The following is a 24182-nucleotide window of genomic DNA, read 5'->3' as shown; positions in this document are numbered from 1 at the left end:
CTGTTCTCCTCGGCTTATTCCGCCGCGATTCCTTCCAGCCGGTCTTCCAGCTCGTCAGCCGCGTTTTGAAGGGCGGCCAGCGTTTCGGCGTCAGGCTGCCAGTAATTCCGGTCATGGGCCTCCAGCAGGCGGTTGGCCATGCGGGCGCTGGCGGCCGGGTTCAGGCTGGCAAGGCGTTTGCGCATTTCCTCGTCCAGCACGAAAGTCTCTGACAGGCGCTGATAGATCCAGGGTTCCACCTGCCCCGTCGTGGCCGACCAGCCCAGCGTGTTCGTGACCTGAGCCTCAATCTGGCGTACCCCTTCATGCCCGTGTTTGAGCATACCTTCAAACCATTTCGGGTTGAGACTGCGTGACCGGGTTTCCAGCGCGACCTGTTCCTGCAATGTGCGCACCTTGCCCTCTCCGCGGGTCTGGTCCCCGATGTAAACGGCCGCCTCGGTGCCCTTGGCCCGTTTAACGGCACGGGAAATGCCGCCCAGCGTGTCGAAATAATGGTCCACGGTCGTGACGCCCAACTCCACGCTTTCGAGATTCTGGTACGCAATGTCCACATCTTTCAGCGTCTGTTGCAACAGCGCGGCGTTGGCGGCACATTTGCCGTCGCGGCCATAGGCATAGCTCTTGCGGGCCTCGTAGGCATCGGCCAGTTCGTCTTCCTCACCCCAGGCGCCGGAGTCGATCAGCCCGTTGACGTTTGAACCATAGGCGCCTTCCGCGTTCGAGAACACCCGCAGCGCGGCTGTTTCCATGTCCACACCCATCTTCTCCGCGTAGGCCAGAGAATGGGCACGGATGAAGTTCATCTCCGGCGGCTCATCGGCCGTTGCGGCCTTCCACGCGGCTTCGGCCAGCATCCGGGTTTGCAGGGGCAGAAGGTCGCGAAAAATGCCCGACAGCGTCATCACGACATCGATGCGCGGGCGGCCCAACTCCGCCAGCGGGATCAGGTCGGCTCCGGACAGGCGCCCATATCCGTCAAAGCGCGGCTTCGCCCCCATCAGCGCCAGCGCCTGCGCGATTGGCCCGCCGTCTGACTTGATGTTGTCCGACCCCCACAGGACCAACGCGACCGTGTGCGGCAGTTCGGCGTGGGTGTCCAGCAGCTTCTGTGCCTGTTTCGCCCCGTCCTGCAGGGCGAACTGTGTCGGCATGCGAAACGGATCGAAGGCGTGGATATTGCGCCCCGTGGGCAACACATCCGCCGAACGGATCAGGTCGCCGCCGGGGACAGGTGCGATATAGCGACCGCCAAGGGCGCGCATCAGGGCCGGAAGCTCAGTCTCCTGTTGCAGCCAGTAGTCCACCCGCTCTCGGGTGTCGTCATCGACGTCGCACATTACGCGCAGATGCTCTGCCCGCTCTTCGGTGGTGACCGGGCGGCCCACCACGTGCAACCCGTCCGGGATCAGCGCGTCCTCGGTTTCAAGAAGCTTCAGCCACAAATCTTCGGGCGGGGTGCCGCCCATGTCGACGGCATCGGCCTGCACGGCGATGAGGTCTTCCAGGTCGTCGCGGGTGGGGCAGCCCGGCTCCGTCTGGCGCCAGCGGGTGAGACTGTCCTTGAGTTCCTGAAGCCCCTTGTAGAGCCCGGAGGCCGCGAGCGGCGGTGTCAGATGCGTGATCGTCACCGCATTGGAGCGGCGCTTTGCCAGCGTTGCCTCCGACGGGTTGTTGGAGGCGTAAAGATAAACGTTCGGCATGTCGCCGATCAGCCGGTCGGGCCAGTCCCGCGCCCCCATCCCGGCCTGCTTGCCAGGCATGAATTCCAGCGCGCCGTGCATCCCGTAATGCAGAAGGACATCGGCCTTGAAGTGATTCTTCAGCCACAGATAGAAGGTGCTGAAGGCGTGCGTCGGGGCAAAGCCTTTTTCGAACAGAAGGCGCATCGGGTCGCCTTCGTAGCCGAAGGTCGGCTGGACCCCCACGAACACATTGCCAAACTGTGCGCCCAGAACGAACACGCCGGTGCCGTCGGATTGGATGCGGCCGGGGGCGGGGCCCCAGCTTGTTTCGATCTCGCTCAGCCAAGGGGTGCCGCGCACGATGTCGTCAGCGGGCACATGGGCGGCGACGTTGGCTTCCTGTCCGAACGTTCTGGCATTGCCGTCCATGACCGCCTGGCGCAGGTCGTCGACCGTGGCGGGGGGCTCGATGTCATAACCCTCGTCCTTCATGCGGTGGAGCGTGTTGAAAAGGCTTTCGAACACGGACAGATAGGCTGCGGTGCCGATCGCGCCGGCATTGGGCGGAAAGCCGAACAGGATGATGGCAACCTTGCGCTCTGTCACTTCCGAAATGCGCAGCCGTGCCAGTTTCGCCACCCGCGTGGCAAGGGTTTCCACCCGTTCGGTACAGGCGGCCATCGCTTTGGTTTCGCTGCTGCACTGGCAGGAGCGGGGGCAGCCCTGACAGCCCTCGGGGCCGTGGCGGCCGCCGAAAACGGTGGGTGTGGTGGCGCCATCCAGCTCGGGCAGGGCAATCAGCATCGTGGTCTCGACCGGGCCAAGCCCGCCGGAACTGGCGCTCCACTGGCCAAGCGTCTGGAACTCCAGCGGGTGCGCGGCCACGTAGGGGACATCCAGCCCCTGTAAAACCGCTACCGCGGCGTCGCTGTCGTTGTAGGCCGGGCCGCCGATCAGGCTGAAGCCGGTCAACGAGACCAGCGTGTCAATCTGTACGCCGTCTTCGGTTTTGAAATAGGCGTCCACGGCCGGGCGGGCGTCCAGCCCTCCGGCAAATGCAGCGACGACCCGGATATTGCGCCCCTCCAGCGCACGGATGACGGCGTCGTAATGAGCCGTGTCCGAGGCGAGAATATAGCTGCGCATCAGCAGCAGACCGACGGTGGCGACCGGTGCCCCAGGCGCCGGCAGCCGGGCCGGATCCGTGGTAATGCGGTGTTCGATGTCAGGGTGGTAGAGCCCCACCTCGGGGTAGTCGATCGGCGCCTCGGAATGGGCCCCGCGCCATGCCTTTTCATGGGCATAACGCGACAGCAGAAAGCGGACCATCTGCTCTACGTTGTCGTCGGAGCCACCCAGCCAGTACTGCATGGTCAGAAACCATGCGCGCAGATCCTGTGCCTTGCCGGGTACGTATTTGAGCATCTTCGGCAGGCGGCGCAGCATCGCCATCTGCTTTTCCCCCGCCCCCGCGGCAGGCGCGCCGTTGCTGCCGTCTTTCGACCCGCGCAGCTTCTTGAGAAGCTTCATTGGGCCGGAGGCGGGCTTGGTCATGTCCAGATCGCCCATTTTCGTCAGCCTGACGATCTGGCTGTCGGCGATAATGCCGATCATCGCGTCGCAGTGGTCGCGCCGGGCCTGAAGTTCGGGCAGGATGGCGGTGATGTGTTCCTCGATGAACAGCAGGTTCACAAGGATGATATCCCCGTGCAGGACATCGTCCTTGGCCCTGGCAAGCGCCTCCGGGTTTTCCGCCCAGGTCGCCGCTGCGTGGACCGAGACCTTGAGACCCGGAAAATCACTGGACAGGCGTTCCGTTACCCGCGCGGCCGGCCCCGCGGAGTGGGAATCCAGCGTGACAATGACGACTCGGTAGCCGGGAATGTGGCTGTCATCGCGCATAGTGGGCCTTTGCCTCGTACAGGGTTTCGACGCTGATCTTTTGCACGCCTTTTTCAAGGGCGAATTTCTCCGTGTTCCGGCGGGCCTTGCCGCGCACGAAGAACGGGATCTTCTTCAGTTCCCGTTCCGCATCGGACAGCCAGACGATGGCGTCGGAGGCGGCCGTGGCGGGCTGTGCCTCCGCCGGGGCTGGCGTACTTTCCACCGCGCGCAGCCTGACCGCGCCGCCGTGATGGGAGGCTCCGGCCTCATCGTGAAATTCGAAATCCTCGCGGAACATGTGCAGCAGGTGCTCCTCCAACCCCATGACCAGCGGATGCACCAGCGTGTCGAAGAGGACGTTCGCGCCCTCCCACCCCATTTGCGGGCTGTAGCGGGCGGGGAAATCCTGCACATGAACAGGGGATGAGATCACCGCGCAAGGAATCCCGAGGCGTTTGCCGATATGGCGCTCCATCTGGGTGCCGAGGATCATTTCCGGGGCGAGATCCTCGATGGTCTTCTCGACCTCGAGGTAATCGTCGGTGATGAGCGCCTCGACACCGTAATCCCTGGCGAGCTTGCGGATATCGCGGGCGAATTCACGGTTATAGCAGCCCAGGCCGACCACCTCGAACCCCATCTCATCGCGCGCGACACGCGCCATGGCCCTGACATGGGTGGCGTCCCCGAACAGGAACACGCGCTTTCCGGTCAGGTAGGTCGAGTCGACCGATTTCGAATACCAGGGCATCCGCAGGCGGGAATCGTCCGCCTTGGGCACGACGCCGGCCATCCCGGCAACCTCGGCGATGAAATCGCGGGTCGCGCCAATGCCGATCGGCACCACCTTGGTGTAAGGCTGACCGAGATTGCGTTCCAGCCAGCGGGCGGCGGCCTCCGCGTGTTCGGGGTACATCAGCACGTTGAAATGGGCGGCCCCCATGCGGGTAATGTCCTGAGGGGTGGCGCCCATCGGGGCCACGACGTTCACGCTGATGCCCATTTCCTCCAGCAGCGCGGTGACCTCGGTGATGTCGTCGCGATGGCGGAAGCCCAGACCGGTCGGTCCGATGAGGTTGGCGCTGATATGGGCGCTGCGCTCCATCGGGCGGGCGAGCGCCTTGACGATCCGGAAGAAGGTTTCATCCGTACCGAAGTTTTCCTTGCGCTGATAACTGGGCAGTTCAAGAGGTATGATCGGAACCGGAAGGCCCATCGTTTCCGACATGCCGCCGGGATCGTCCTGGATCAGTTCCGCCGTGCACGACGATCCCACGATCATCGCCTGCGGCTTGTGGCGGTCATAGGCGCTCTGGCAGGCGGTCCTGAACAGATTGGCGGTGTCTTCGCCAAGGTCGCGGGCCTGGAAGGTGGTGTAGGTGACCGGCGGGCGATGGTTGCGCCGTTCGATCATGGTGAACAGCAGGTCGGCATAGGTGTCGCCCTGCGGGGCATGCAGAACATAATGCAGGCCTCTCATGCCCGTGGCAACGCGCATCGCGCCCACATGAGGCGGGCCTTCATATGTCCATACGGTCAGCTTCATGCTGCGCCCTCCAGCCCGGAAAGCAGCGCGCGGCGGCGCAGCGGGCGGGCAAACAGTCCGGCAAGGTCACCGGCTTGCTCGTAAAAATGAACCGGGGTGAAAACCAGTTCAATGGCCCACTTTGTCGCCATGCCTTCGGCTTCCAGAGGGTTCGCAAGGCCAAGGCCGCAGACCGTCAAGTCGGGCCGCGCAGCCCGGCAGCGATCCAGTTGGCGGTCGACATCCTGCCCCTCGGAAATAACAGGACCCTCGGCCAGAAGGTCGAGCTCCGGGCCGACGATGCGCTTGTTGATGAAAGGCGTCCCCACCTCGACGGCGGTCATCCCGCATTCGCGGGTCAGGAACCGTGCCAGCGGAATTTCCAGCTGGCTGTCGGGAAAAAAGAACACGGACTTGCCGCCCAGCGTTTCCGTCGCGGCGGCAATGGCCTTGCGGGCGCGGGCGCGCGGGGCTTCCGTCACGCGGGTGAACGTTTCGGCGTCGACACCGAACTCCTGCGCCACGGCCCACAGCCACGCGGTGGTCCCCTCTTCGCCGAAGGGGAACGGGGCGGACAGGATGCGCGCGCCGCGCCGCTCCAGGTGCGCGGCGGTTTCATTCAGGAAAGGTTGGGTCAGGGCGACGACGGTATTCTCCCCCACGCCCGGCGTCTTGTCCGTGCGGGCGGCGGGCAGGCAGCGCACCGGGGCAATGCCCATCTCGGAAAGCAGCGACAGCGCCTGGTCCTCGACCACGTCGGGCAGCGCGCCGACCATCAGAAGCTGTCGCTCCCCGGTGTCGGGCAGAGCCGGGACCATCGCGGCGAGACAGGCATCTTCCCCTTCGGTGAAAGTGGTTTCGATCCCGGAGCCGGAGAAATTGATGACCCGCACATGGGGGGCATATTTGCGGGTCAGCCGTTCGGCGGCGCGGTGAAGGTCCAGCTTGATGACCTCGGACGGGCAGGACCCGACAAGGAAAAGCTGACGGATGTCCGGGCGGCGGGAAAGCAGGCGCTCCACCTCGCGGTCGAGTTCCTCGTTCGCGCAAGCCAGCCCGGCAAGATCCTTTTCCTCGAGAATCGCGGTGCCGAAGCGCGGCTCGGCAAAGATCATCACGCCCGCCGCGCTTTGCAGAAGGTGCGCACAGGTGCGTGATCCGACCACCAGAAAAAAGGCATCCTGCATCTTGCGATGCAACCAGATGATGCCGGTGAGGCCGCAAAAAACTTCACGCTGGCCGCGTTCCTTCAGAACCGCCGCGTCGCGGCAACCGCGCGCGGGAACGGGTGTATCGACGGTCAAGACGTTGCCTCCCCCTGCAGGCGCGCCATGCGCAGCTTCCACAGGAACTGTCCGGCGTTGATGACATAGGCGGCATAGGCCGCAAGCGCGATCCCCATCTCGGCGGTATGGCCGAAATCGCCGGTCGCGAGCGCATAAAGATACGCGGTGTGCAACGAGATCACCAGCATCGAGAACACGTCTTCCCAGAAGAAGGCAGGCGCGAACAGGTACTTGCCGAACACGACCTTTTCCCAGATCGCGCCGGTGATCATGATGGTGTAAAGGATGAGGGTTTTCGCCACGATGGAGATCGTGGCCGCCTGGTATCCGGTTCCGGTGGCGAGATAGCGCACGACGAGAACCAGCGACACGAGGAAGACGAGAAACTGAAGCGGGGCCAAGACCCCCTGCACGATGGTCCAGACGCTTTCATCGCGGCGGCGGCGCTGTTCCGGCGTGTAGAGTTGCACCGCAGGCGCGGCGTGCTTTCGCATGTCTGACATCCTCCGACTCCCTGACAGGCGGTGGCAAGCCTCAACCTAAGCCCGCTTTCCGGAAAGTGTCAATTGTAATTTACACTTTTTGAGTTTACACTCTTCCACGTCTGGCGTTGTGTTTTGACGTGCCGGATGGGGAAAAATCCCCGTTTTTATTTGGAGTTAACCGTATTATGGATGATTCCGGGCTTGTGAAGGGACCACCCGTGTCAACTCCTGCTGACATCTTGGCGCACCCGGTGTGCGGCGCAGGGGGCGGGCCTTCAGGTCCATGGGGACGAGTCGGTCTTCTGGGAGGCTGAACATGGCCGAAACGGTACCGTCCGAACAATGGGAAGCCCCCTCGCGTCCGGGGGGGGTGGAATCGCTCGTATCGCAGGTTCTTTCGGCGCTTGCGTCCAAGACGCATCTGTCCGGACAAAGGGTTGAGGCAGAGTTGCTCACCGCGTTTTGCGCGGCCCTTCTGCGGCCGGGCGGCAACCTGAAGACCCCGGCGCTGGAGGTTTTGCGTGGCCACGGGGTTTCGGCCGCAGCGGTCATGGATGGGTACGCCCCCGCCGCCGCGCGGGTTCTGGGCGATCGCTGGGCGCAGGATGATCTGGGCTTTGCCGAGGTTACCCTGGCGGCGGCACGTCTGCAGGCGCTGCTGCACGATGCGGGGCGGCTGTGGTCGGAAAACGGCCCCGTGTCCCCTGACGCCCCCAACATTCTGATTGTTGTTCCCGTTAATGAGTTTCATACTCTGGGCGGCATCGCGGCGGCCAGCCAGTTTCGCAGGCTTGGCCTGTCCGTTTCGTTGTGCCTGGGGCAAGATGAGGAAGAGATCTTGCAAAAGATCGGGCAGCGCCGTTTCGACATGGTTGCGATTTCCGCGTCGGGAGCGACCCCCGTGCCGGTTCTTTGCGCCCTTGTCCGCAGTTTGCGCGGGGCCTGTGCCGCGGCGGTTCCGGTCGTGATCGGCGGACCGATCCTCGAACAGGTCAGGGATGCGCGGGCGGTCACGGGGGCGGATTTCGCCACCTCGGACCCGCGTGAGGCGGTGCGCCTTTGCGGGATGAAGGCCGCCCTGCATGCCACACAGCGAGAGAGTGCGCGATGACGGCTGCCAAAGGAGCGATGCGGTGAGTTCCCGCGGGTCCAGATTTCTTGCCAGCGGCGCGATTCCCCTGATCGCGCCGGAACTGCTGGGGGATATCATTACCCATGCGGCTGACCTGTCGCTCGTGATTTCGAGGGAAGGGCGCGTACTGTCGGTTCTGGTCAACCCGACGCATCCGGGTTTCGGCGATCTCAGCTCCTGGGAAGGGGAGAACCTGCGCGATTTTCTGACCTCTGACAGCCAGCCCAAGCTGGAGCGGCAACTGGCCGCTTTCGCGGACGGGCGGGATGCGGAAAAGCCGGTGGTGGAACTGAACCATTGCGACAAGGAGCAGTGGGAATTTCCGATCCGCTATACCTTTCACCTGATCGGACCCGATGAAACCGTGCTTCTTATGATGGGGCGGGATTTGCGCCCGATCGCTGAGATGCAGATGCAGCTGATCGAGGCCCAGATGGCGCTGGAGCGGGATTACGAGGTCCAGCGCGAATACGACACAAGGTACAGGGTTTTGCTGGAGGCCACGTCCGAGGCTTTCGTGCTGATATCGGTGGGGGCCGGGCGGGTCGTGGATGTCAACCCGGCGGCGTCTGCCCTGATCGGTCTGCCGCGCGAGGATCTGATGGGACAGGTTCTGGCGCAGGAGTTCGAGGGCCGGCGTCAGGGCGAATTCCTGCAAGAGCTTGCCGCCAGCGCCCGGGACGACACCGTGCGCCCGCTGGATCTGCACCTGCGCCGCAGCGAACTGCGCGTTCTTGTCACGCCAAAGGCGTTTCGCGCGGCGGGGGATCAGCTTATCCTCTGCCGTGTTGAACCCGCCATCGCCGCCGTCGGCGTATCGGACGATCTGACCGAAGGGCTGGGTGCGATGTATCACACGGGGGTTGACGCCATCGTGTTCACCGATACGGACGGCATCATTTTTTCGGCCAACGACAGTTTCCTCGGGCTTGCCGATGCGCCGGACATGTCCTCGGTCAAAGGGCATTCGCTGGCGGATTATCTGGTCCGGGGCAGCGTGGATCTGCGGGTTCTGGTGGAAAATGCCATTCGGTCCGGACAGATGCGGATGTTTGCGACCAAACTCGCCGGGGATTACGGCGCGCAGGTCTCGGTTGAGATTTCGGTGACCCATCTGGCTGACGTCGCGCATCCCGCGCTGGTCTTCGTGATTCGGGATGCCAGCCGCATGGAAGTCGTCCGCAAGCCCGGTGTCGCCGTTTCCGACGATGCGGTGCGCAGCGTGATGGAACTGGTCGGGACCGCGTCATTAAAGGACATTGTGGCCGAAACCACGGATGTGGTGGAAAAGATGTGCATCGAAACGGCGGTGGAACTGACGCGCAACAACCGTGTCGCTGCGGCCGAGATGCTTGGGCTTTCGCGCCAGAGCCTTTACGTGAAGCTGCGTAAATACGGGCTTCTGAACAGAAACGCCGCGGCGGACTGACGCCGCGCAGAACAGGACCATGCCCCGCGGGCAAACGTGCATATGACCGATCTTTCCAACGCCTCCGCCCGGCAGTGGCCGGAACCCGCCGCGATGTTGACGCTGATCAAGCCCATCACGTGGTTTCCGCCGATGTGGGCGTATCTGTGTGGCACGGTATCGTCTGGTGTGTCGCCTCTGTCTCGTCCGGGGCTGGTGGCGCTGGGGGTTTTCCTGGCCGGGCCGGTCGTGTGCGGCATGAGCCAGGCGGCCAACGACTGGTGCGACCGCCACGTAGACGCCATAAACGAACCTTACCGCCCGATCCCGTCGGGCCGGATTCCGGGGCGCTGGGGGCTTTATATTGCGTTGACCATGTCCTTGCTGGCGCTGGTGATCGGCTGGCAGCTTGGCCCGTGGGGGTTCGGGGCGACCGTGCTGGGCGTGCTGGCGGCCTGGGCCTATTCCGCCGAACCCGTGCGGCTGAAGAAATCCGGCTGGTGGGGGCCCGGCCTTGTGGGGCTGTCTTACGAGACTCTGCCATGGTTTACCGGCGCGGCGGTTCTGTCCGCCGGGGCACCGTCGGGGCATGTGGTGATCGTCGCGCTGCTTTACGGCATCGGTGCGCACGGAATCATGACGCTGAACGATTTCAAGGCTCTCGAAGGCGACAGGCAGATGGGCGTGAACTCCCTGCCGGTGACGCTGGGGCCGGAAAAGGCCGCCTGGGTTGCCAGCGTCGTGATGGCGGTGCCGCAAGTGGTGGTGATCGGCCTTCTGACGTTGTGGGACCGCCCGTGGCATGCCGCCGGTGTGAGCGCCGTGCTTGTGGTGCAGTTCTGGGCCATGTCGGTGATGATGCGGGACCCGAAGGGGAAGGCCCCCTGGTATAACGGCGTGGGTGTGGGTCTTTACGTGACCGGCATGATGATTTCGGCCTTTGCGATTCGCTCTCTCGGGGGGGCGTGATGACGCTGAACTGGCTCCAGATCGTTCGTCTCGGCCTGGTGCAGATGTGCTTGGGCGCGATCGTGGTGCTTACGACCTCGACGCTGAACCGCCTGATGGTGGTGGAACTGGCCCTGCCCGCTGTTCTGCCGGGGATGCTGGTGGCACTGCATTACGGTATCCAGATTTCGCGCCCAAGCTGGGGGTTTCTGTCGGATACCGGCGGGCGGCGGACGCGGTTCATCGTCGGGGGCATGGCCGTTCTGGCTCTGGGCGGGTTCGCAGCGGCATCCGGCGTGCTGGTGATGGCCGATCACTTCTGGCCGGGCCTGTTCCTGTCGGTTCTGGCCTATACGCTGATCGGGCTTGGGGTCGGGGCGTCGGGGACTTCGCTTCTGGCGCTTCTGGCGACAGCCACCGCACCGGAGCGCCGGGGGGCGGCGGCCACCATAACCTGGCTGATGATGATCGCGGGTATTGCCGTTACCGCGGGGACTGTCGGGATGTTCCTGGATCCGTATTCGCCCCGGTTGCTGATGGAGATTGTCGCAACCGTCACGATCGGCGCGGTGATCCTGACCTCTCTGGCGGTATGGGGGATCGAACGTCGCGTGATCGTCCGCCGTGAACCCGATGAGATGCCCTTCCGGGACGGGCTGAAGGAGGTTTGGGGGGAACGAAAGGCGCGTAACTTCACCCTGTTCGTGTTTCTTTCCATGTCCGCCTATTTCATGCAGGAACTGATCCTCGAACCCTATTCCGGGCTGGTGTTCGGGTTCACGCCGGGGCAATCCACCTCGCTGTCCGGGGCGCAGAACGGGGGCGTTTTCCTTGGCATGATCGTGGTGGGGATCGGGTCCACCGGGCTGCGCATCGGGTCGTTGCGGGCCTGGGTTGTGGCGGGGTGCTTTGGGTCGGCGGCGGCGCTGCTGGGGGTTGCGGCGCTGGGGATCTATGCGCCGCACCTGCCGCTGATACCTGCGGTCGTGACGATGGGGGTCTTCAACGGCATGTTCGCGGTGGCGGCTATCGGGGCGATGATGGCGCTGGCTGGCGAAGGCCGGGAGGCCCGTGAGGGTACGCGCATGGGTCTTTGGGGGGCGGCGCAGGCGATTGCCGCCGGTTTTGGGGGCCTTTTGGGGGCCGCCTCCGCCGATACCCTGAGGACCGTGATGAGTGACGCACCGGCCTTCGGCGTGGTGTTCCTGGCAGAGGCGATCCTGTTTTGCCTGTCCGCGTGGATGGCGATCCGGATCATGGACGGCAAGCGGCCGACAACCGAAAACGCGGGGCTGGTTCCCGGGGAGTGATGAGAATGAGCTATGATGTAGTCGTTGTTGGGGGCGGACCCGCCGGGGCCACCGCAGCCGAGGATCTCGCCCGCGTGGGCAAACGCGTGGCGCTTCTGGACCGGGAAGGCCGGATCAAACCCTGCGGCGGGGCCATTCCTCCGCGCCTGATGAAGGATTTCGACATCCGCGACGCACAGCTTGTGGCCAAGATCGACACCGCGCGGATGATTTCGCCCACCGGTCGCTACGTGGATATTCCGATCGAGAACGGCTTTGTCGGCATGGTGGATCGCAAGGATTTCGACCCTTTTCTGCGCGCGCGGGCCGAGAAGGCCGGGGCGCACCGCTTTACCGGCACCTTCCTGAGACTCGAACGGGATGAGGGCCGGACCGCCCTCGTTTTCCGCGACAAGCAAAGCGGCGAGGAAAAGCATCTGCAAACGCAATATGTCATCGGTGCCGACGGGGCGCGTTCCGACGTTGCGCGGGCCGAGGTGCCCGGCGGAGACAAGATCCCCTATGTGATCGCCTATCATGAGATCATCGACGCCCCCGAAGCGGTTGGAAACTATGCCCCCAACCGTTGCGATGTAATCTATGACGGCCGCATTTCCCCCGATTTCTATGGCTGGGTATTTCCGCACGGGAAGACCTGCTCGGTCGGAATGGGAACGGGTGTGGACGGTTTCGACCTGAAGGAAGCCACCGCGGAACTGCGCCAGCGCGCCGGTCTGGCCCAATGCGAAACCCTGCGCAAGGAGGGCGCGCCGATCCCTCTCAGGCCGCTGGACAAGTGGGATAACGACCGTGACGTGGTGCTGGCCGGCGATGCTGCCGGGGTTGTGGCGCCATCTTCGGGTGAAGGGATTTACTATGCCATGTACGGTGGCCGCGTGGCCGCGCAGGCGGTACAGGCCGCGTTGGCTTCGGGCCGGGCGCAGGATCTGCAACTGGCGCGCCGGACCTTCATGAAGGAACACAAGAATGTCTTCCGCGCGCTGCAGGCGATGCAGGATTCCTATTACCACACCGATGAGCGGCGTGAGCGTTTCGTTTCGCTGTGCCATGATGTGGATGTGCAACGCCTGACCTTCGAGGCTTACATGAACAAGAAGCTGGTCAGGAAACGCCCGCTGGCGCATCTCAGGATCGGGATCAAGAACATCGCCCACCTGACGGGCCTCGTGTCGCCGCTGCGGACATGAGCGTGATGATCCCGGCCTGGGTCAATGGCGAACTCACCCCTGTCGAGAAACTGGAAGCCCATCGGAAGGGTCTCCCGCACAAGGCGATCTCGGTCTTCGTGATGGAGGGCGACAAGGTTCTCATCCAGCGCCGGGCGCTGGGCAAGTACCACACGCCGGGGTTTTGGGCGAATACCTGCTGTACGCACCCCGACTGGGGCGAAAGTGCGCAAGACTGCGCCACCCGTCGCCTGCGGGAGGAACTCGGGATCACCGGGTTGACCCTGACGCACCGGGACCGCGTCGAATACCGCGCCGACGTGGGCAACGGCCTGGTCGAGCACGAGATCGTGGATATCTTCACCGCCCCGGCCGGCCCTGACCTGAAGCTGGACCTGAACCCCGATGAGGTGATGGATGCCCGCTGGATCGCCCTGCCGGATCTGATGCGCGAGGTTGAGGAAAACGCCGGAGCTTATACCCCCTGGCTTCGGATTTACCTGGCCCGGCACCGGGAAAGTATCTTCGGGGAAGATGCGGCCGTCTGAATCCATTTGTGAAATTTCGATGACCTCCTGTCAGGAGTGCCGTTTTGCGCTATAATGTTGTAAAGACAATAAACGGGCAGGGTAGGGTATCGTGTCAAATGGTCAGCAGGTTGCGGCGCTGCCTTTCCGGCGCCGCAAAAACGGGAAAATCAAGGTTCTGCTGGTTACGTCCCGCCGCAGACGGCGCTGGGTGTTGCCCAAGGGCTGGCCGATGGAAGGCAAGGCCCCTTGGGAAGCCGCCGAGATCGAGGCGTTGGAAGAGGCTGGCGTGCGCGGCAGGATCCTGAGCGAGGCGATGGGTCATTTCAGCTATGAAAAGCGGCTGGAGGAGGGCGGTGTTTTGCCCTGTGAGGTGGTGATCTATCCCCTGGTCGTGGACCGGGTGGAGCGGCGGTGGAAAGAGAAGCCCCAACGTCAGCGACGCTGGTTCTCGCCCGAAGAGGCCGCGCGTCTCGTGGAAGAGCAAGGCCTGGCCGATCTGTTGGACCAGTTGCAGGCCAGGCCCGTTCGGGCGCCCATTCTGAAGTCCCTCCTGAAAGTCGCCTAAAGCAGCAGGCGCTTGTGGTGGGTCAATGGCCCGTCGCCTTGTGCCACGATCCGCGCGATGGCATCGGCAACGGGTTCATAAGCCACAGCCATGTGGTGTGCGTTGGCATGGATCATCACGCGATCGTCCACCGCCAGCGCCACATGCCCTTTCCAGAACAGGATATCGCCGCGCTGGACCGGGCTGTCCGGCGGCAGGGCGGTGCCAAGGGTTTCCTCCTGCTGGTCGCTGTCGCCGGGGCAGGGCAGGCCGCAGGCCAGATATGCCGCCTGGACCAGCCCCGAGCAATCAATTCCCCAGGCTGAATTCCCCCCCCATAAGTAGGGTGTGCCAAAGAACAGTTGCGCAATGGTCACCGGGTCCTTGAAAGGCGCATTGGCCGGGCGCAGATGCGGTTTGGGCACGAACCAGCCCTCGGCCGTTTCAAAGAAATTTCCCGAGGCGGAGACCACCCTCAGCCGGGTTCCAAAGCTCAGACCGCAAAGCTCGGGACGTTTCATGTCGGGTGCGGGGTAGGCGTGGGTCGCGCGCGCCGCGACGATATGGGTCGGCTCTGGCAGATCGGTCAGCGCCTCGGCCGTGACGTAGCCGACATAACCGTCCCGCCCGGCCTGTCCAAAGGCGTACCCGTCGCGGATTTCCAGGACCTCGAAACTTTCTCCGTGCAGCAATTGCCGGTCCCGTAGGCCTGCGGGGGTGCGCAGCAGGTCCGCGACCGGCGGGCCGATGCGCCGGGCCTTCGGGTCCACGAAACGGGGGGCCTGCAGCCGACCCTCGAGGCTGCGGGCCGCGACATGGGCATTGGCCGGGGTGATGCGGGGGTCCATGTTCAGATCTCCAGCATTTCGGGCAGTGCGGCCAGCAGCGCGCGCGCGCCCTGGCCAACGCCACCTTTGGGCCGGGCGGGCGCGTCAGCGGGCTGCCAGCCGTAGATGTCGAAATGTATGTACGGAACCTCGGCCACGAAGCGGCGCAGGAATAGGGCTGCCGTGACGGACCCGGCAAATCCCCCGCCCGGAGCGTTGTCCAGATCGGCGATGCCGGGTTCGATCATTGTCTCGTAGGGGGTGTGGAACGGCATTCGCCAGACCGGGTCGGCCTCTTGCCGGGCGGTGCGGCCCAGCACATGCGCCCACTTGTCCGAGCCGGTGTAATAGGGGGCGATGTCCGGCCCCACGGCAACCCGTGCCGCCCCGGTCAGCGTTGCCATGGAGACGAGCATGTCCGGCCTTTCCTCGGCGGCCAGCGCCAGCGCGTCGGCCAGCACAAGGCGCCCTTCGGCATCGGTATTGTTGATTTCCACCGTCAGGCCGTTACGGGCGGTCAGGATGTCTTGGGGGCGGAAGGAGGCGGAAGCGACGCTGTTTTCCACCGCCGGGACGAGCACCCGCAAACGCAGCGGCAACTTCAGGGTCATGATCGTTCTTGCCAGCCCCAGCACGGTGGCCGCGCCGCCCATGTCCTTTTTCATCAGACCCATGGAGCCGGCGGGTTTCAGGTTCAGCCCGCCGGTGTCGAAACACACCCCCTTGCCGACCAGTGTCAGGGCCGGGCCCATCTTGCCCCAGCGCAGGTCCAGAAGGCGTGGGGCCTGCGGACCGGCACGGCCCACGGCGTGAATCAATGGAAAATTCCGGTCCAGCAAGGCATCGCCCCGAATGGAGGTAAAGGCCGCGTCGTGGCGGGCGGCAAGGCCGGCAGTGGCCTCCTCCAGGGCATCGGGGCCCATATCGGCGGCGGGCGTGTTGATCAGGTCACGGGTCAGGAACTCCCCGGCAGCGATGGTTTCCAGCCGCGCGGCGTCGACGTCATCGGGGGCGACCAGCCTGGCCTTCAGCCCCCCCCGGTCGCGATAGCGGGTAAAACAGTAGCCGGCCAGCAGCCAGCCAAGGGCTTCTTGCGCCGGGTCGCCCGCCTCTGGAAAGGTGGCGATCCGGTAAGTGCCCTCCGGCAGTTTTGGCGCCGCGGCGGCGATGTGAAACCGCCCGCGCGCCCGTTTGGCCGCGGTCCCGAACCCGGCGACCGCCGCTGAAATCCCGCCTTGCGTATCGGGCAGCAGTGCAACCTCCCCAAGGGCGGCGGAAAACCCGGTGGCCTTCAGCCATGCCGCCTGCGCATCGGGCAGTGCGGCGCACCAGCTCGCCAGAGCGGACTCTTCGATCACGTGCAGTGGGATGGTTCGTGCGGTGGCGGGTGCGAAACTGGCGGGCATGCTGGCCTCTCTTGTTGTTGGATTGGCTCAAACTACGCCCTTTGCGTGCGCCCGCAAGCGGGTTCAGGCGGTGCGTTCGTCAAGCGCCTTCACGATGTCCTGTGTGCGCCGGGCGATCGCCTGCATCCGGTGCCGGGTGACCCGGGTCGCATGCGTATCCTGCGACCGGGCGGCTTGCTCCACCGCGAGGGCGGCGCGACAACCCCGTCAGACCCAGCGTCCCGGCAAGATCAGAGGCGCGCAACGCGACTTCCGGGTCGGGCCGGTGGCTGTCCGTCAGTGTGCGGATATCCGTGTGCAACACCCGCATCGCTGCGGAGATCAGCCGGTTTGCGCGTGCCTCACCCAGCCCGATATAGAGATCCGCAATCTGCTCGACATCCATGGACAGGGTCTCATTCTGTCGCAAAACGGAAATTCGTGCCACCGACCTTCCCACGCGTAAATTCGCTCGCTCCCCTTTGGCAGATTGGGGGAGAGAAACTCGACACCCGGTTTCCCGCGCGGCAAGAAATCGCTCGAACTTGGCGCAAATGCTCCTTACAGATGTCCGGCGGAACACCATGGAGGCACAGATGCAGCATGCGAAACCTTTGCCGGGCTATCTGGTTCAGCGGTATCAGGGCTGGCGGGCGACGACCTTCGTCGACAACAAGGCGTGGTATCGCCGCCTGGCACAGGAAGGCCAGCACCCTCGGGCGATGGTGATCTCGTGCTGCGATTCGCGGGTACATGTGACCTCGATCTTTGGTGCCGACGAGGGGGAGTTTTTCATACACCGCAATATCGCCAACCTGGTTCCCCCGCACGCGCCGGACGGCGACCATCACGGGACCTCGGCGGCGCTGGAATACGCGGTGACGCAACTCAAGGTGCCGCATATTCTGGTTCTGGGGCATTCGAATTGTGGCGGTGTGCGCGGCTGCCATGACATGTGTTCGGGCAAAGCACCGGAGTTGGAGGAAAAAAGCAGCTTTATCGGCCGCTGGATGGATATCCTGCGCCCGACCTATGAGCGGCTTGCCCATATCGGGAACGAAGCCGAGCGGCTGCGCGCGATGGAAAAGGAAGGTGTTCTGGCCTCTCTGAACAACCTGATGACCTTCCCCTTCGTGCGTGAGGCCGTGGAGGCGGGCGACCTGACCGTGCATGCGCTTTGGAATGACATCGGCGCCGGTGCGGTCGAGTATTATGACGAAACGGAAAAGGCATTTTTGCCGGTCTAGGATTAAACACGCGCCACCCGGCTCTATGTCCTTAGAAAACCGGGGAGGGTCTTGTGTCCGACATACTCGATCTTGCGGCGGGAAACCTGATTTCGCCGATCATCCTGTCTTTTGCCTTGGGTGGTGCGGCCGCCCTGGCGCGTTCCGATCTCAGCGTGCCGGAGGCCGCGGCAAAGGCGCTGTCGATCTATCTTCTTTTTGCCATCGGTTTCAAAGGGGGGGCAAGCGTGGCCGGCCACGGCCTGGATGGCACGCTGATTCTGTCTTTGGGGACAGGGATTGTACTGTCCGTGCTGCTGCCCTTCGTGGCCTTCGCGCTTTTGCGGGCCATGACACGGCTGAGCGTCGTGGATGCGGGCGCGGTGGCGGGGCATTACGGCTCCATCTCCATCGTGACCTTCGTTGCCGCCAGTTCGGTGTTGGCCAGCCGTGGTATCGGGGCGGAAGGCTACATGGTTGCCGTCGCCGCGATCATGGAGGCCCCGGCGATTCTCGCGGCACTTTGGCTGGTGGTTCGCAAGGGCGGTGGCGGCGGGATCGACGCGGGGCTGTGGCGGGAGATCCTGCTCAACGGGTCCATCGTGCTTTTGGTCGGGGCGTTTGCAATCGGCTGGATCACCGGGCCCGAGGGGTTGGCGGAAATCGACAGCTTCATCGTGGCCCCGTTCAAGGGGGTACTGTGCCTTTTCCTGCTGGACATGGGGCTTGTCGCCGGGCGTAACCTGCGTGCCAGCGGCAAGGTGATTACCCCCGGCCTTCTGGCCTTTGGCGTTCTCATGCCGCTTGTGGGCAGTCTGTTCGGGCTGGCTGCCGGGCTGGCGCTGAATCTTTCGACCGGGGGTGTCGTGTTGCTGATGACGCTGGCGGCGTCGGCGTCCTATATCGCGGTTCCGGCGGCCATGCGCGTCGCCCTTCCGGAAGCGAACCCGTCTGTGTACCTGACGCTTTCGCTGGGCGTAACCTTCCCGTTCAACCTGACCCTTGGCATCCCGGCCTATGTGGCCCTGGCCAGCCTGACGACAGGAGGATAACCGATGCAGACCCATGAGGCGAAACGTGTCGAAATTACCATAGAGGCCCCGATGGAACGCCGCCTGGTCCGTGCGCTGAAAGAGGCCGGAGTGGCGGGCTACACCATCCTGCCGGTTCTGGGGGGCTATGGCCGCTCGGGGGAATGGAGCCGCGAGGGGCAGGTCAGCCGGGCCGGCGGGATGGTCTGCGTGATATGCATCCTGTCCGAGGACCGCCTCCAGCCGCTGCTGGAGGCCGCGTTCGCCGTCCTGGAGCGTCACCTCGGTGTCGTTTGCGTCACCGATTGCGAGGTGTTGCGCCCGGGCCGTTTCTAGCGCAGGATCTTGCCTTCCGGCCAGCTCATGCGGTGGGTCAGCTCGATTTGCCGGGTAGCGCCCGCCTGTAGGTCGAAGGTCCACGCCATGACCCCCTGCTTGCCGTCCGGGTCGGTTTCCGCCGGTTCGGGGCTGGCGGACCAGGTAATCTTCAGATCTTCCTGCTCGGCATAGGGGATACGGTCGACGACCCGCAGCGGCCAGTTGTCTCCGGTAAGGTTTTCCACCTTCAGGCGTACCGTTTCCTGCCATTCCTCCGACCTGGAGATCAGGCCCCGGTCGCCTTCGTTGCGGATCACGGTTCGGGTCAGGCGCAACCCGTCGATCGGGCCGAAGGCAAACTGTGCCTCCGCCCCTGCCGGGATCAGGTCCAGGGGCTGCTGGCCGACGAAGCGCCCGTCGAGGTAAAACATCGCATGCCCCGTGGGCAGGAGCGGTTCACCCGTGTCGTTCCTGGCCCGTGCTACCAGGAAGGCACTGCTGTCCCACAGTGGCGCGGCCTCTGCCCGAAGAGCTGCGGGCAGGGAAATCTCTCCAAGGATCAGCCGCAGACGGTCCGCCCCGGTGGCGATGTTGACCGGCGCGGAATACCCGTAACTAACCGAGATCCCATCGAAATCCGCCTGCGCGGTCATCGGGGCGGATTCGGCAAGCGCCATCGGGGCGTCATCGGCCATCAGCCGGGCTTTGGGGGCGATCGGCTGCGGGTCGAAGATACGGCGCAACAGCGGGACGATCTCGCTTGGGGCGGTCTGTTCGCTGGGGCGTGTGGTGGAAAGGGTCAGTGTCACTCCGTTCCAGTTTTCGCCGGTGTGCTGTTCGATGAACGCACCACGGGTGATCGTCAGCGCGCCGGTCGCGCGGGTCAGGTGCAGGTCGTAAACCGGGGTCCAGCCAGCCTCCGGGATGGTGTAGGTGACGCTCAGCATGCCTTGGGCCGGAGTCTCCGCCGAGACCGCCACCGACAGCATTGCGCGCGGACCCTCGTCGGGCACCAATGCCGCCATGGCCTGTTTGGCGTTCTCCAGATCCTCCTCCAGCGGTATGAGCGCGCGCTCGGTGGCCCCGGCTCGCTGGGCGGCATCATGGGCGGCGCGCAGAGCGGAAAGGGTCTCTTGCGCCACGGTTGTGGCGAGGCTGCGCACGGCATCGGCGCTCAGATCCGCCCCGGTCCCGGACAGGGATCCGAGAAAATTCACCTGGGCCTGCGCCGCAGTCTGTTCGAGCCGGATCGTCTCTACCTCGGCGCGGGCGGCGCGCAGGGCGTTCTCGGCGGCCTCGACGCGGGCACGGGCCTGCGCCAGGGCAGGGGGGTCGGTAATATCGCGGGGAGGGACGAAATCCGCCCGCGTTGTCACGCCGCCCATCCGTGCGCCGGTCACCGAAACGCGGACCCGTTCCAGGGGTGTGTCGCGGGGCAGATCCGTCAGGATCAGCCGGTGCTGGCCTGCCGGCATGGAAAAGGGCATCTCACGGGTAATCGTTGCCCCTTGGGGATAAAGCGTCACGGCGCTGACGGTTCCGTTCAGTGCGATGTCGTCGGCCAGGGCGGGCAGGGGAAGCAGGGCAAGAAAAAAGGGCAATTTACGCATGCAGGATCTCCGGTCGGTATGGGTGAAAGTTGGGACCCGGAGGGTGCGAAATACAAGGGGCGCCTTAAGGCGCCCCCGGGTTCGTGACGAAATGGGCGGAAATCAGCCCTTTTTCAGAACCTCGCGGCCCAGAAGCTCTGCAATCTGTACCGCGTTCAGCGCCGCGCCCTTGCGCAGATTGTCGCTGACGCACCACAGGTTGAGGCCGTTTTCGATGGTGCTGTCCTGCCGGATACGGCTGATGAAGGTGGCGAAATCGCCCACGCATTCCACTGGCGTGACGTAGCCGCCATCCTCACGCTTGTCGACCACCATGATGCCGGGGGCTTCGCGCAGGATGTCGCGGGCTTCGTCTTCGTCGAGGAACTCCTCGAATTCGATGTTGATCGCCTCGGAATGACCGACGAAAACCGGGACCCGCACGCAGGTGGCGGTGACCTTGATCGCAGGATCGACGATCTTCTTCGTCTCGGCGACCATTTTCCATTCTTCCTTGGTCGATCCGTCGTCGAGGAACACGTCGATATGCGGGATCACGTTGAACGCGATCTGCTTGGGATAGACGCTGGGCGCGACTTCCTGGCCGGGCACGTACATGCCCTTGGTCTGGTCCCAAAGCTCGTCGATCGCGTCCTTGCCGCTGCCGGAGACAGACTGGTAGGTGCTGACGACCACGCGCCGGATCGTGGCGCGGTCGTGCAGCGGTTTGAGCGCCACCACCATCTGCGCGGTTGAGCAATTCGGGTTGGCGATGATGTTCTTGTTCGCATAGCCGTGAATCGCCTGTGGGTTCACTTCGGGCACGATCAGCGGCACATCCGGATCGTAGCGGTAGAGCGAGCTGTTGTCGATCACCACGCAGCCCGCCTTGGCGGCCCTGGGCGCGTAGTCCTTCGTGGCATCGGAGCCGATGGCGAACAGCGCAATGTCCCAGCCGGAGAAGTCGAATTGCTCCAGATTCCGGGTTTTCAGGGTGGTGTCGCCAAAGCTGACCTCGGTGCCGAGGCTGCGGCGCGAGGCAAGCGCGGCAATCTCATCCACGGGGAACTGGCGCTCGGCCAGGATGTTCAGCATTTCGCGGCCCACATTGCCCGTGGCGCCCACGACAGCGACCTTATAGCCCATCAGGGTCTCCTTGCGTCTTTCGCGTTAGCGCGGGCAGCCATACCCGAAAGGGGGGCGCGGCGAAAGAGGCTTCACACAGCGGCGCGGGCAGCCGCCAGCTTTTGCGCAATGGCGTTGCCGTCCAGCCGCAGGCCCGCGGGGGTATCGACGACCCTGAGGTAATAGACCTGGTCGAGGTAGTTCATGAAAGCCGCGCGCAGGGCCGGATCGAACCCCGCATCCGCCGGGGCGGAAAGGGCGGTGCGCAGGGCGTCGGGGCCGCTGACGGGGGTGGTCAGACCGGGGATGGCAAAGAAGGCCTGCCCCAGAACCAGAACCGGCTTGTCGTGGAAAAACGCCTGTAACCCGACCGAGGAATTGATGGTGATGACCCCGCCGGAAGCCGCCACCTGGGCGAAGGTATCGGTGGCGTTGTCCACCACGATCCGGCCGTTTGCCCGTGCCACCGCCCGCCCCAGCGCACCGGCAAGCGAGGTCTTCGCGGAGGGGTGCTCTTTCACCCGGAGATGCCAGCCTTCGGGCAGGGCGTCGCTGGCCCCGGCCAGGGCTTCCAGCATTCCGGCCACACTGCCGACCCAGCCGGAGAAGAGCGTGATCTGGCTGTCATTGGGCACCTGCAACGGACAAAACAGGAAGGGCCCGGCACCGTGCAGGGCGTCCGCCCCCGCCTGCCCCACATCGGTACGGCGCGAAGCCCGCGCGGTCAGGTTTTTCCCCAGCGCCCGCCAGCCTTCGCCCCGGCGTTCCGGAGTGTTGGCCCAGCCGCGGTAAAACGCCGGATCGCGCGGCAGGCTGTTCCGGGCGTTCACCCCGGTATGGTCCAGCGTGACCCGCCCGGGGAAAGGGGCCAGTTCAAGGTAGAGCCGTGCGGCCCCCGCATCGCGCGCGCCTTCCATGAACGCCCGGCGGGAGCCGGTCAGTCCGTTCCAGCAGGCGGCTACGCGTTCCGGGTGGCGGGTGAAATAATGCCGTGACCAGTTGTATTGTGCGCGGATCAGCTGAAGCTTCAGCCACCGTCCCGCGCGTCCGTGCGGCTGACGTTTGGCCACCGCAAGCGCGGCGCGGGCGCGGGCACCGCTTTCAGAGAAGCCGCGCAGGGACAGCCCGATCGCCGGAAGGCGCACCCCGCCGCCCGCGGCTGCCGCCAATGCGGTGAACAGGGCATCCTTGCGTTTGGTCCAGCCGGCAAGCCAGGCGATCATCGGCGGCTCCTTTCCGGCCGCAGCTTAGCCGTCCCCCAGGCTGAATCCCAGTACATCGGGGCCGACCAGCATGAATACCGCGAAAGCCGTGGCGATACCGATGACCTTCAGCGCCGCGCCCGCGCGCACCATGTCCGACAGGCGCATCCGGTCGTAGGAAAACACGATCGCATTGGGCGGTGTGGCCACGGGCATCATGAAGGCCATCGAAGCCCCCAGTGCCACCGGCACGGTCAGGACCTGTGCTTCCAGACCCAGACCAACCGCCACCGCCCCCAGAATCGGCAGGAAGGCGGCGGTGGACGCGGTGTTGGAGGTCACTTCGCTGAGATAGGCGATGGCGACAAGGATCAGCAGGATCATCGCCACGGTGCTGACCTCAATCCCGGCGACGGCACTGCCGATCCATTCCGCCAGCCCTGTGGTGGCGAAGCCTCCGGCCAGCGCCAGCCCGCCGCCGAACAGGATCAGCACGTTCCACGGCAGGCCTTTTACCACGTCCCATGTCAGGGCGTAGTGCCCGTGCCGCCGTGAGACCGGCACCGCGAACAGCACCAGTGCCGCGCTCAGAGCGATCATCGCATCGTTGAGAGGCAGCCCCGTAAGCGAGGCCAGCGGCATGCGCAGCATCCATCCGGCGGCGGCGGCCAGAAAAACCGCCCCGACAAGACGCTCCCCCGCGGTCATGGGGCCGAGGGTGCGAATCTCGTCGCGCACGATCTGCCCGGCCTTGCCCAGCGCCCCGGCCTCGGTTCTGAACAGAACCTGTGACAGCATCACCCATGCGATGGGCAACAGGATCAGCACCACCGGCACGCCGACCAGCATCCAGGTGAAAAAGCTGATTTCCAGCCCGTAGGTATTGTTCAGAAAGCTGGCCAGCATTGCGTTGGGCGGCGTCCCGATCAGTGTTCCCACGCCCCCGATCGAGGCGGCGTAGGCGATGCCAAGCATCAGCGCGACCCCAAAGCGGCGCACGGCGTTCTCGTCCCGGGCTGTGTGGCGGACGAATTCCACCACCGACAGCCCGACCGTGTACATCATGATCGAGGACGCGGTGTTGGAGATCCACATCGACACGAAAGCCGTGGCCAGCATGAAGCCAAGCACGATCCGTTCGGGTGTATCGCCCACCGCCGCCACGATGTGCAGCGCGATCCGCCGGTGCAGGCCGACATTCTGTACCGCCGCCGCCAGCATGAAGCCGCCCAGGAAAAGGAAGATCAGGGGGTCCGCGAAATGCACTGCGGCGGCGCGCATGGTATCGATTCCGAACATCGGAATGTAGATCAGCGGCAGCAGGGCCGTGGCGGGCAGGGGGACGGCTTCGCTCAGCCACCACACGACCATCCACGCCGCCAGCCCGACCATGCGCCACCCTTCGGGTGCCAGGCCTTCCGGGACGGGCAGGGCCAGCGTTGTCAGGGCCAGCGCCGGACCTGCCGCCAGCCCCAGCAACCGCCCCGCACCGATCGGCTGGCTGGGGTCGTCGGTCGGGCGTGTGGAAAGCGGTACGGAAGTGTTTTGCATCGCCATTGTCCAGTGCTGTTGCGCC

General features: G+C 64.6%; 21 protein-coding genes. 10 read left to right on the top strand and 11 right to left on the bottom strand.

What is annotated here, in order from left to right; all coding sequences use genetic code 11:
* Nucleotides 1-14: 14 nt before the first annotated feature.
* Genes C8N32_RS07400 through bchF form a run of 4 tightly spaced genes read right to left on the bottom strand, consistent with a single transcriptional unit; the run spans nt 15 to nt 6874 of the window.
* The gene (locus tag C8N32_RS07400) at nt 15-3587 is read right to left on the bottom strand and encodes a magnesium chelatase subunit H (RefSeq protein ID WP_107891990.1); all 3573 of its coding nucleotides are present in this window, start codon (nt 3585-3587) and stop codon (nt 15-17) included.
* Complete coding sequence (gene bchB, locus C8N32_RS07395) at nt 3577-5115, bottom strand: ferredoxin:protochlorophyllide reductase (ATP-dependent) subunit B (protein WP_107891988.1); 1539 nt, start codon at nt 5113-5115, stop codon at nt 3577-3579. The genes C8N32_RS07400 and bchB overlap by 11 nt, the downstream gene beginning before the upstream one ends.
* Nucleotides 5112-6398: a ferredoxin:protochlorophyllide reductase (ATP-dependent) subunit N gene (locus tag C8N32_RS07390; protein ID WP_107891985.1), complete on the bottom strand. Its 1287-nt coding sequence runs from the start codon at nt 6396-6398 to the stop codon at nt 5112-5114. Before C8N32_RS07390 ends, bchB begins: the two co-directional genes overlap by 4 nt.
* Nucleotides 6395-6874: a 2-vinyl bacteriochlorophyllide hydratase gene (gene bchF / locus C8N32_RS07385; protein WP_107891983.1), complete on the bottom strand. Its 480-nt coding sequence runs from the start codon at nt 6872-6874 to the stop codon at nt 6395-6397. The genes C8N32_RS07390 and bchF overlap by 4 nt, the downstream gene beginning before the upstream one ends.
* 307 nt (nt 6875-7181) lie before the next feature.
* Here bchF and C8N32_RS07380 point away from each other — a divergent pair, with 307 nt between their 5' ends.
* The 7 genes from C8N32_RS07380 to C8N32_RS07350 all read left to right on the top strand — a co-directional run bounded on the left by C8N32_RS07380 (nt 7182) and on the right by C8N32_RS07350 (nt 13924).
* On the top strand, nt 7182-7976 hold the full coding sequence (locus C8N32_RS07380) for a cobalamin B12-binding domain-containing protein (protein WP_170106753.1): 795 nt from the start codon (nt 7182-7184) through the stop codon (nt 7974-7976).
* A gap of 22 nt (nt 7977-7998) precedes the next feature.
* Nucleotides 7999-9426 carry a transcriptional regulator PpsR gene (gene ppsR / locus C8N32_RS07375; protein WP_107892138.1) on the top strand — a complete coding sequence of 476 codons (1428 nt, stop codon included), beginning with the start codon at nt 7999-8001 and terminating at the stop codon, nt 9424-9426.
* Nucleotides 9427-9468: 42 nt separating this feature from the next.
* Nucleotides 9469-10374 carry a chlorophyll synthase ChlG gene (chlG, locus tag C8N32_RS07370; RefSeq protein WP_107891979.1) on the top strand — a complete coding sequence of 302 codons (906 nt, stop codon included), beginning with the start codon at nt 9469-9471 and terminating at the stop codon, nt 10372-10374.
* Nucleotides 10374-11663: a BCD family MFS transporter gene (locus tag C8N32_RS07365; RefSeq protein WP_107891977.1), complete on the top strand. Its 1290-nt coding sequence runs from the start codon at nt 10374-10376 to the stop codon at nt 11661-11663. The genes chlG and C8N32_RS07365 overlap by 1 nt, the downstream gene beginning before the upstream one ends.
* 5 nt (nt 11664-11668) lie before the next feature.
* Nucleotides 11669-12850, top strand: a complete 1182-nt coding sequence (locus tag C8N32_RS07360; protein WP_107891975.1) for a geranylgeranyl diphosphate reductase — start codon at nt 11669-11671, stop codon at nt 12848-12850.
* Complete coding sequence (idi, locus tag C8N32_RS07355) at nt 12847-13377, top strand: isopentenyl-diphosphate Delta-isomerase (RefSeq protein ID WP_107891973.1); 531 nt, start codon at nt 12847-12849, stop codon at nt 13375-13377. The genes C8N32_RS07360 and idi overlap by 4 nt, the downstream gene beginning before the upstream one ends.
* 91 nt (nt 13378-13468) lie before the next feature.
* Nucleotides 13469-13924: an NUDIX hydrolase gene (locus C8N32_RS07350; RefSeq protein ID WP_244905905.1), complete on the top strand. Its 456-nt coding sequence runs from the start codon at nt 13469-13471 to the stop codon at nt 13922-13924.
* Here the strand turns inward: C8N32_RS07350 and C8N32_RS07345 are convergent.
* The 3 genes from C8N32_RS07345 to C8N32_RS07335 all read right to left on the bottom strand — a co-directional run bounded on the left by C8N32_RS07345 (nt 13921) and on the right by C8N32_RS07335 (nt 16563).
* Nucleotides 13921-14751, bottom strand: a complete 831-nt coding sequence (locus C8N32_RS07345; RefSeq protein ID WP_107891969.1) for a C40 family peptidase — start codon at nt 14749-14751, stop codon at nt 13921-13923. The two genes, C8N32_RS07350 and C8N32_RS07345, sit on opposite strands and share 4 nt — an antisense overlap.
* A 2-nt stretch (nt 14752-14753) precedes the next feature.
* Nucleotides 14754-16136, bottom strand: a complete 1383-nt coding sequence (locus C8N32_RS07340; protein ID WP_107891967.1) for a leucyl aminopeptidase family protein — start codon at nt 16134-16136, stop codon at nt 14754-14756.
* Between the two features lie 79 nt (nt 16137-16215).
* Entirely contained in the window at nt 16216-16563 is a 348-nt protein-coding gene (locus tag C8N32_RS07335) for a hypothetical protein (protein WP_146159689.1), read from the bottom strand.
* A 148-nt stretch (nt 16564-16711) separates the two neighbouring features.
* On the opposite strand from C8N32_RS07335, the gene C8N32_RS07330 reads away from it, so the two are divergent.
* Genes C8N32_RS07330 through C8N32_RS07320 form a run of 3 tightly spaced genes read left to right on the top strand, consistent with a single transcriptional unit; the run spans nt 16712 to nt 18708 of the window.
* Complete coding sequence (locus tag C8N32_RS07330) at nt 16712-17362, top strand: carbonic anhydrase (protein ID WP_107892135.1); 651 nt, start codon at nt 16712-16714, stop codon at nt 17360-17362.
* 53 nt (nt 17363-17415) lie between these two features.
* Nucleotides 17416-18393, top strand: a complete 978-nt coding sequence (locus C8N32_RS07325) for a sodium-dependent bicarbonate transport family permease (protein ID WP_107891963.1) — start codon at nt 17416-17418, stop codon at nt 18391-18393.
* A 3-nt stretch (nt 18394-18396) separates the two neighbouring features.
* The gene (locus C8N32_RS07320; RefSeq protein ID WP_107891961.1) at nt 18397-18708 is read left to right on the top strand and encodes a DUF190 domain-containing protein; all 312 of its coding nucleotides are present in this window, start codon (nt 18397-18399) and stop codon (nt 18706-18708) included.
* Here C8N32_RS07320 and C8N32_RS07315 read toward each other — a convergent pair.
* The 4 genes from C8N32_RS07315 to C8N32_RS07300 all read right to left on the bottom strand — a co-directional run bounded on the left by C8N32_RS07315 (nt 18705) and on the right by C8N32_RS07300 (nt 24157).
* Nucleotides 18705-20300 carry a DUF4139 domain-containing protein gene (locus tag C8N32_RS07315; protein WP_107891959.1) on the bottom strand — a complete coding sequence of 532 codons (1596 nt, stop codon included), beginning with the start codon at nt 20298-20300 and terminating at the stop codon, nt 18705-18707. The genes C8N32_RS07320 and C8N32_RS07315 overlap by 4 nt on opposite strands.
* Before the next feature lie 102 nt (nt 20301-20402).
* Nucleotides 20403-21425 (bottom strand): aspartate-semialdehyde dehydrogenase, encoded by a 1023-nt coding sequence (locus C8N32_RS07310; RefSeq protein WP_107891957.1) that lies wholly within the window; start codon nt 21423-21425, stop codon nt 20403-20405.
* A 71-nt stretch (nt 21426-21496) separates the two neighbouring features.
* Nucleotides 21497-22627 (bottom strand): capsular polysaccharide export protein, LipB/KpsS family, encoded by a 1131-nt coding sequence (locus tag C8N32_RS07305; protein ID WP_107891955.1) that lies wholly within the window; start codon nt 22625-22627, stop codon nt 21497-21499.
* Between the two features lie 24 nt (nt 22628-22651).
* Nucleotides 22652-24157: an SLC13 family permease gene (locus C8N32_RS07300; protein WP_107891953.1), complete on the bottom strand. Its 1506-nt coding sequence runs from the start codon at nt 24155-24157 to the stop codon at nt 22652-22654.
* Between the last annotated feature and the right edge of the window lie 25 nt (nt 24158-24182).

The sequence above is a fragment of the Rhodovulum imhoffii genome (genome assembly GCF_003046545.1).
In the GTDB taxonomy this organism is placed as follows: domain Bacteria; phylum Pseudomonadota; class Alphaproteobacteria; order Rhodobacterales; family Rhodobacteraceae; genus Rhodovulum; species Rhodovulum imhoffii.
Note: the sequence above shows the minus strand (reverse complement) of the source record. Positions and strands in the feature narration are given on the sequence as shown.

Bases quoted from the DNA above. Each gene is read 5' to 3' on its own strand.
- C8N32_RS07400 (WP_107891990.1), bottom strand. From the start codon at position 3,587: ATGCGCGATGACAGCCACATTCCCGGCTACCGAGTCGTCATTGTCACG.
- bchB (WP_107891988.1), bottom strand. From the start codon at position 5,115: ATGAAGCTGACCGTATGGACATATGAAGGCCCGCCTCATGTGGGCGCG.
- bchF (WP_107891983.1), bottom strand. From the start codon at position 6,874: ATGCGAAAGCACGCCGCGCCTGCGGTGCAACTCTACACGCCGGAACAG.
- C8N32_RS07380 (WP_170106753.1), top strand. From the start codon at position 7,182: ATGGCCGAAACGGTACCGTCCGAACAATGGGAAGCCCCCTCGCGTCCG.
- chlG (WP_107891979.1), top strand. From the start codon at position 9,469: ATGACCGATCTTTCCAACGCCTCCGCCCGGCAGTGGCCGGAACCCGCC.
- C8N32_RS07365 (WP_107891977.1), top strand. From the start codon at position 10,374: ATGACGCTGAACTGGCTCCAGATCGTTCGTCTCGGCCTGGTGCAGATG.
- C8N32_RS07360 (WP_107891975.1), top strand. From the start codon at position 11,669: ATGAGCTATGATGTAGTCGTTGTTGGGGGCGGACCCGCCGGGGCCACC.
- idi (WP_107891973.1), top strand. From the start codon at position 12,847: ATGAGCGTGATGATCCCGGCCTGGGTCAATGGCGAACTCACCCCTGTC.
- C8N32_RS07345 (WP_107891969.1), bottom strand. From the start codon at position 14,751: ATGGACCCCCGCATCACCCCGGCCAATGCCCATGTCGCGGCCCGCAGC.
- C8N32_RS07340 (WP_107891967.1), bottom strand. From the start codon at position 16,136: ATGCCCGCCAGTTTCGCACCCGCCACCGCACGAACCATCCCACTGCAC.
- C8N32_RS07330 (WP_107892135.1), top strand. From the start codon at position 16,712: ATGCAGCATGCGAAACCTTTGCCGGGCTATCTGGTTCAGCGGTATCAG.
- C8N32_RS07320 (WP_107891961.1), top strand. From the start codon at position 18,397: ATGCAGACCCATGAGGCGAAACGTGTCGAAATTACCATAGAGGCCCCG.
- C8N32_RS07315 (WP_107891959.1), bottom strand. From the start codon at position 20,300: ATGCGTAAATTGCCCTTTTTTCTTGCCCTGCTTCCCCTGCCCGCCCTG.
- C8N32_RS07310 (WP_107891957.1), bottom strand. From the start codon at position 21,425: ATGGGCTATAAGGTCGCTGTCGTGGGCGCCACGGGCAATGTGGGCCGC.
- C8N32_RS07305 (WP_107891955.1), bottom strand. From the start codon at position 22,627: ATGATCGCCTGGCTTGCCGGCTGGACCAAACGCAAGGATGCCCTGTTC.
- C8N32_RS07300 (WP_107891953.1), bottom strand. From the start codon at position 24,157: ATGCAAAACACTTCCGTACCGCTTTCCACACGCCCGACCGACGACCCC.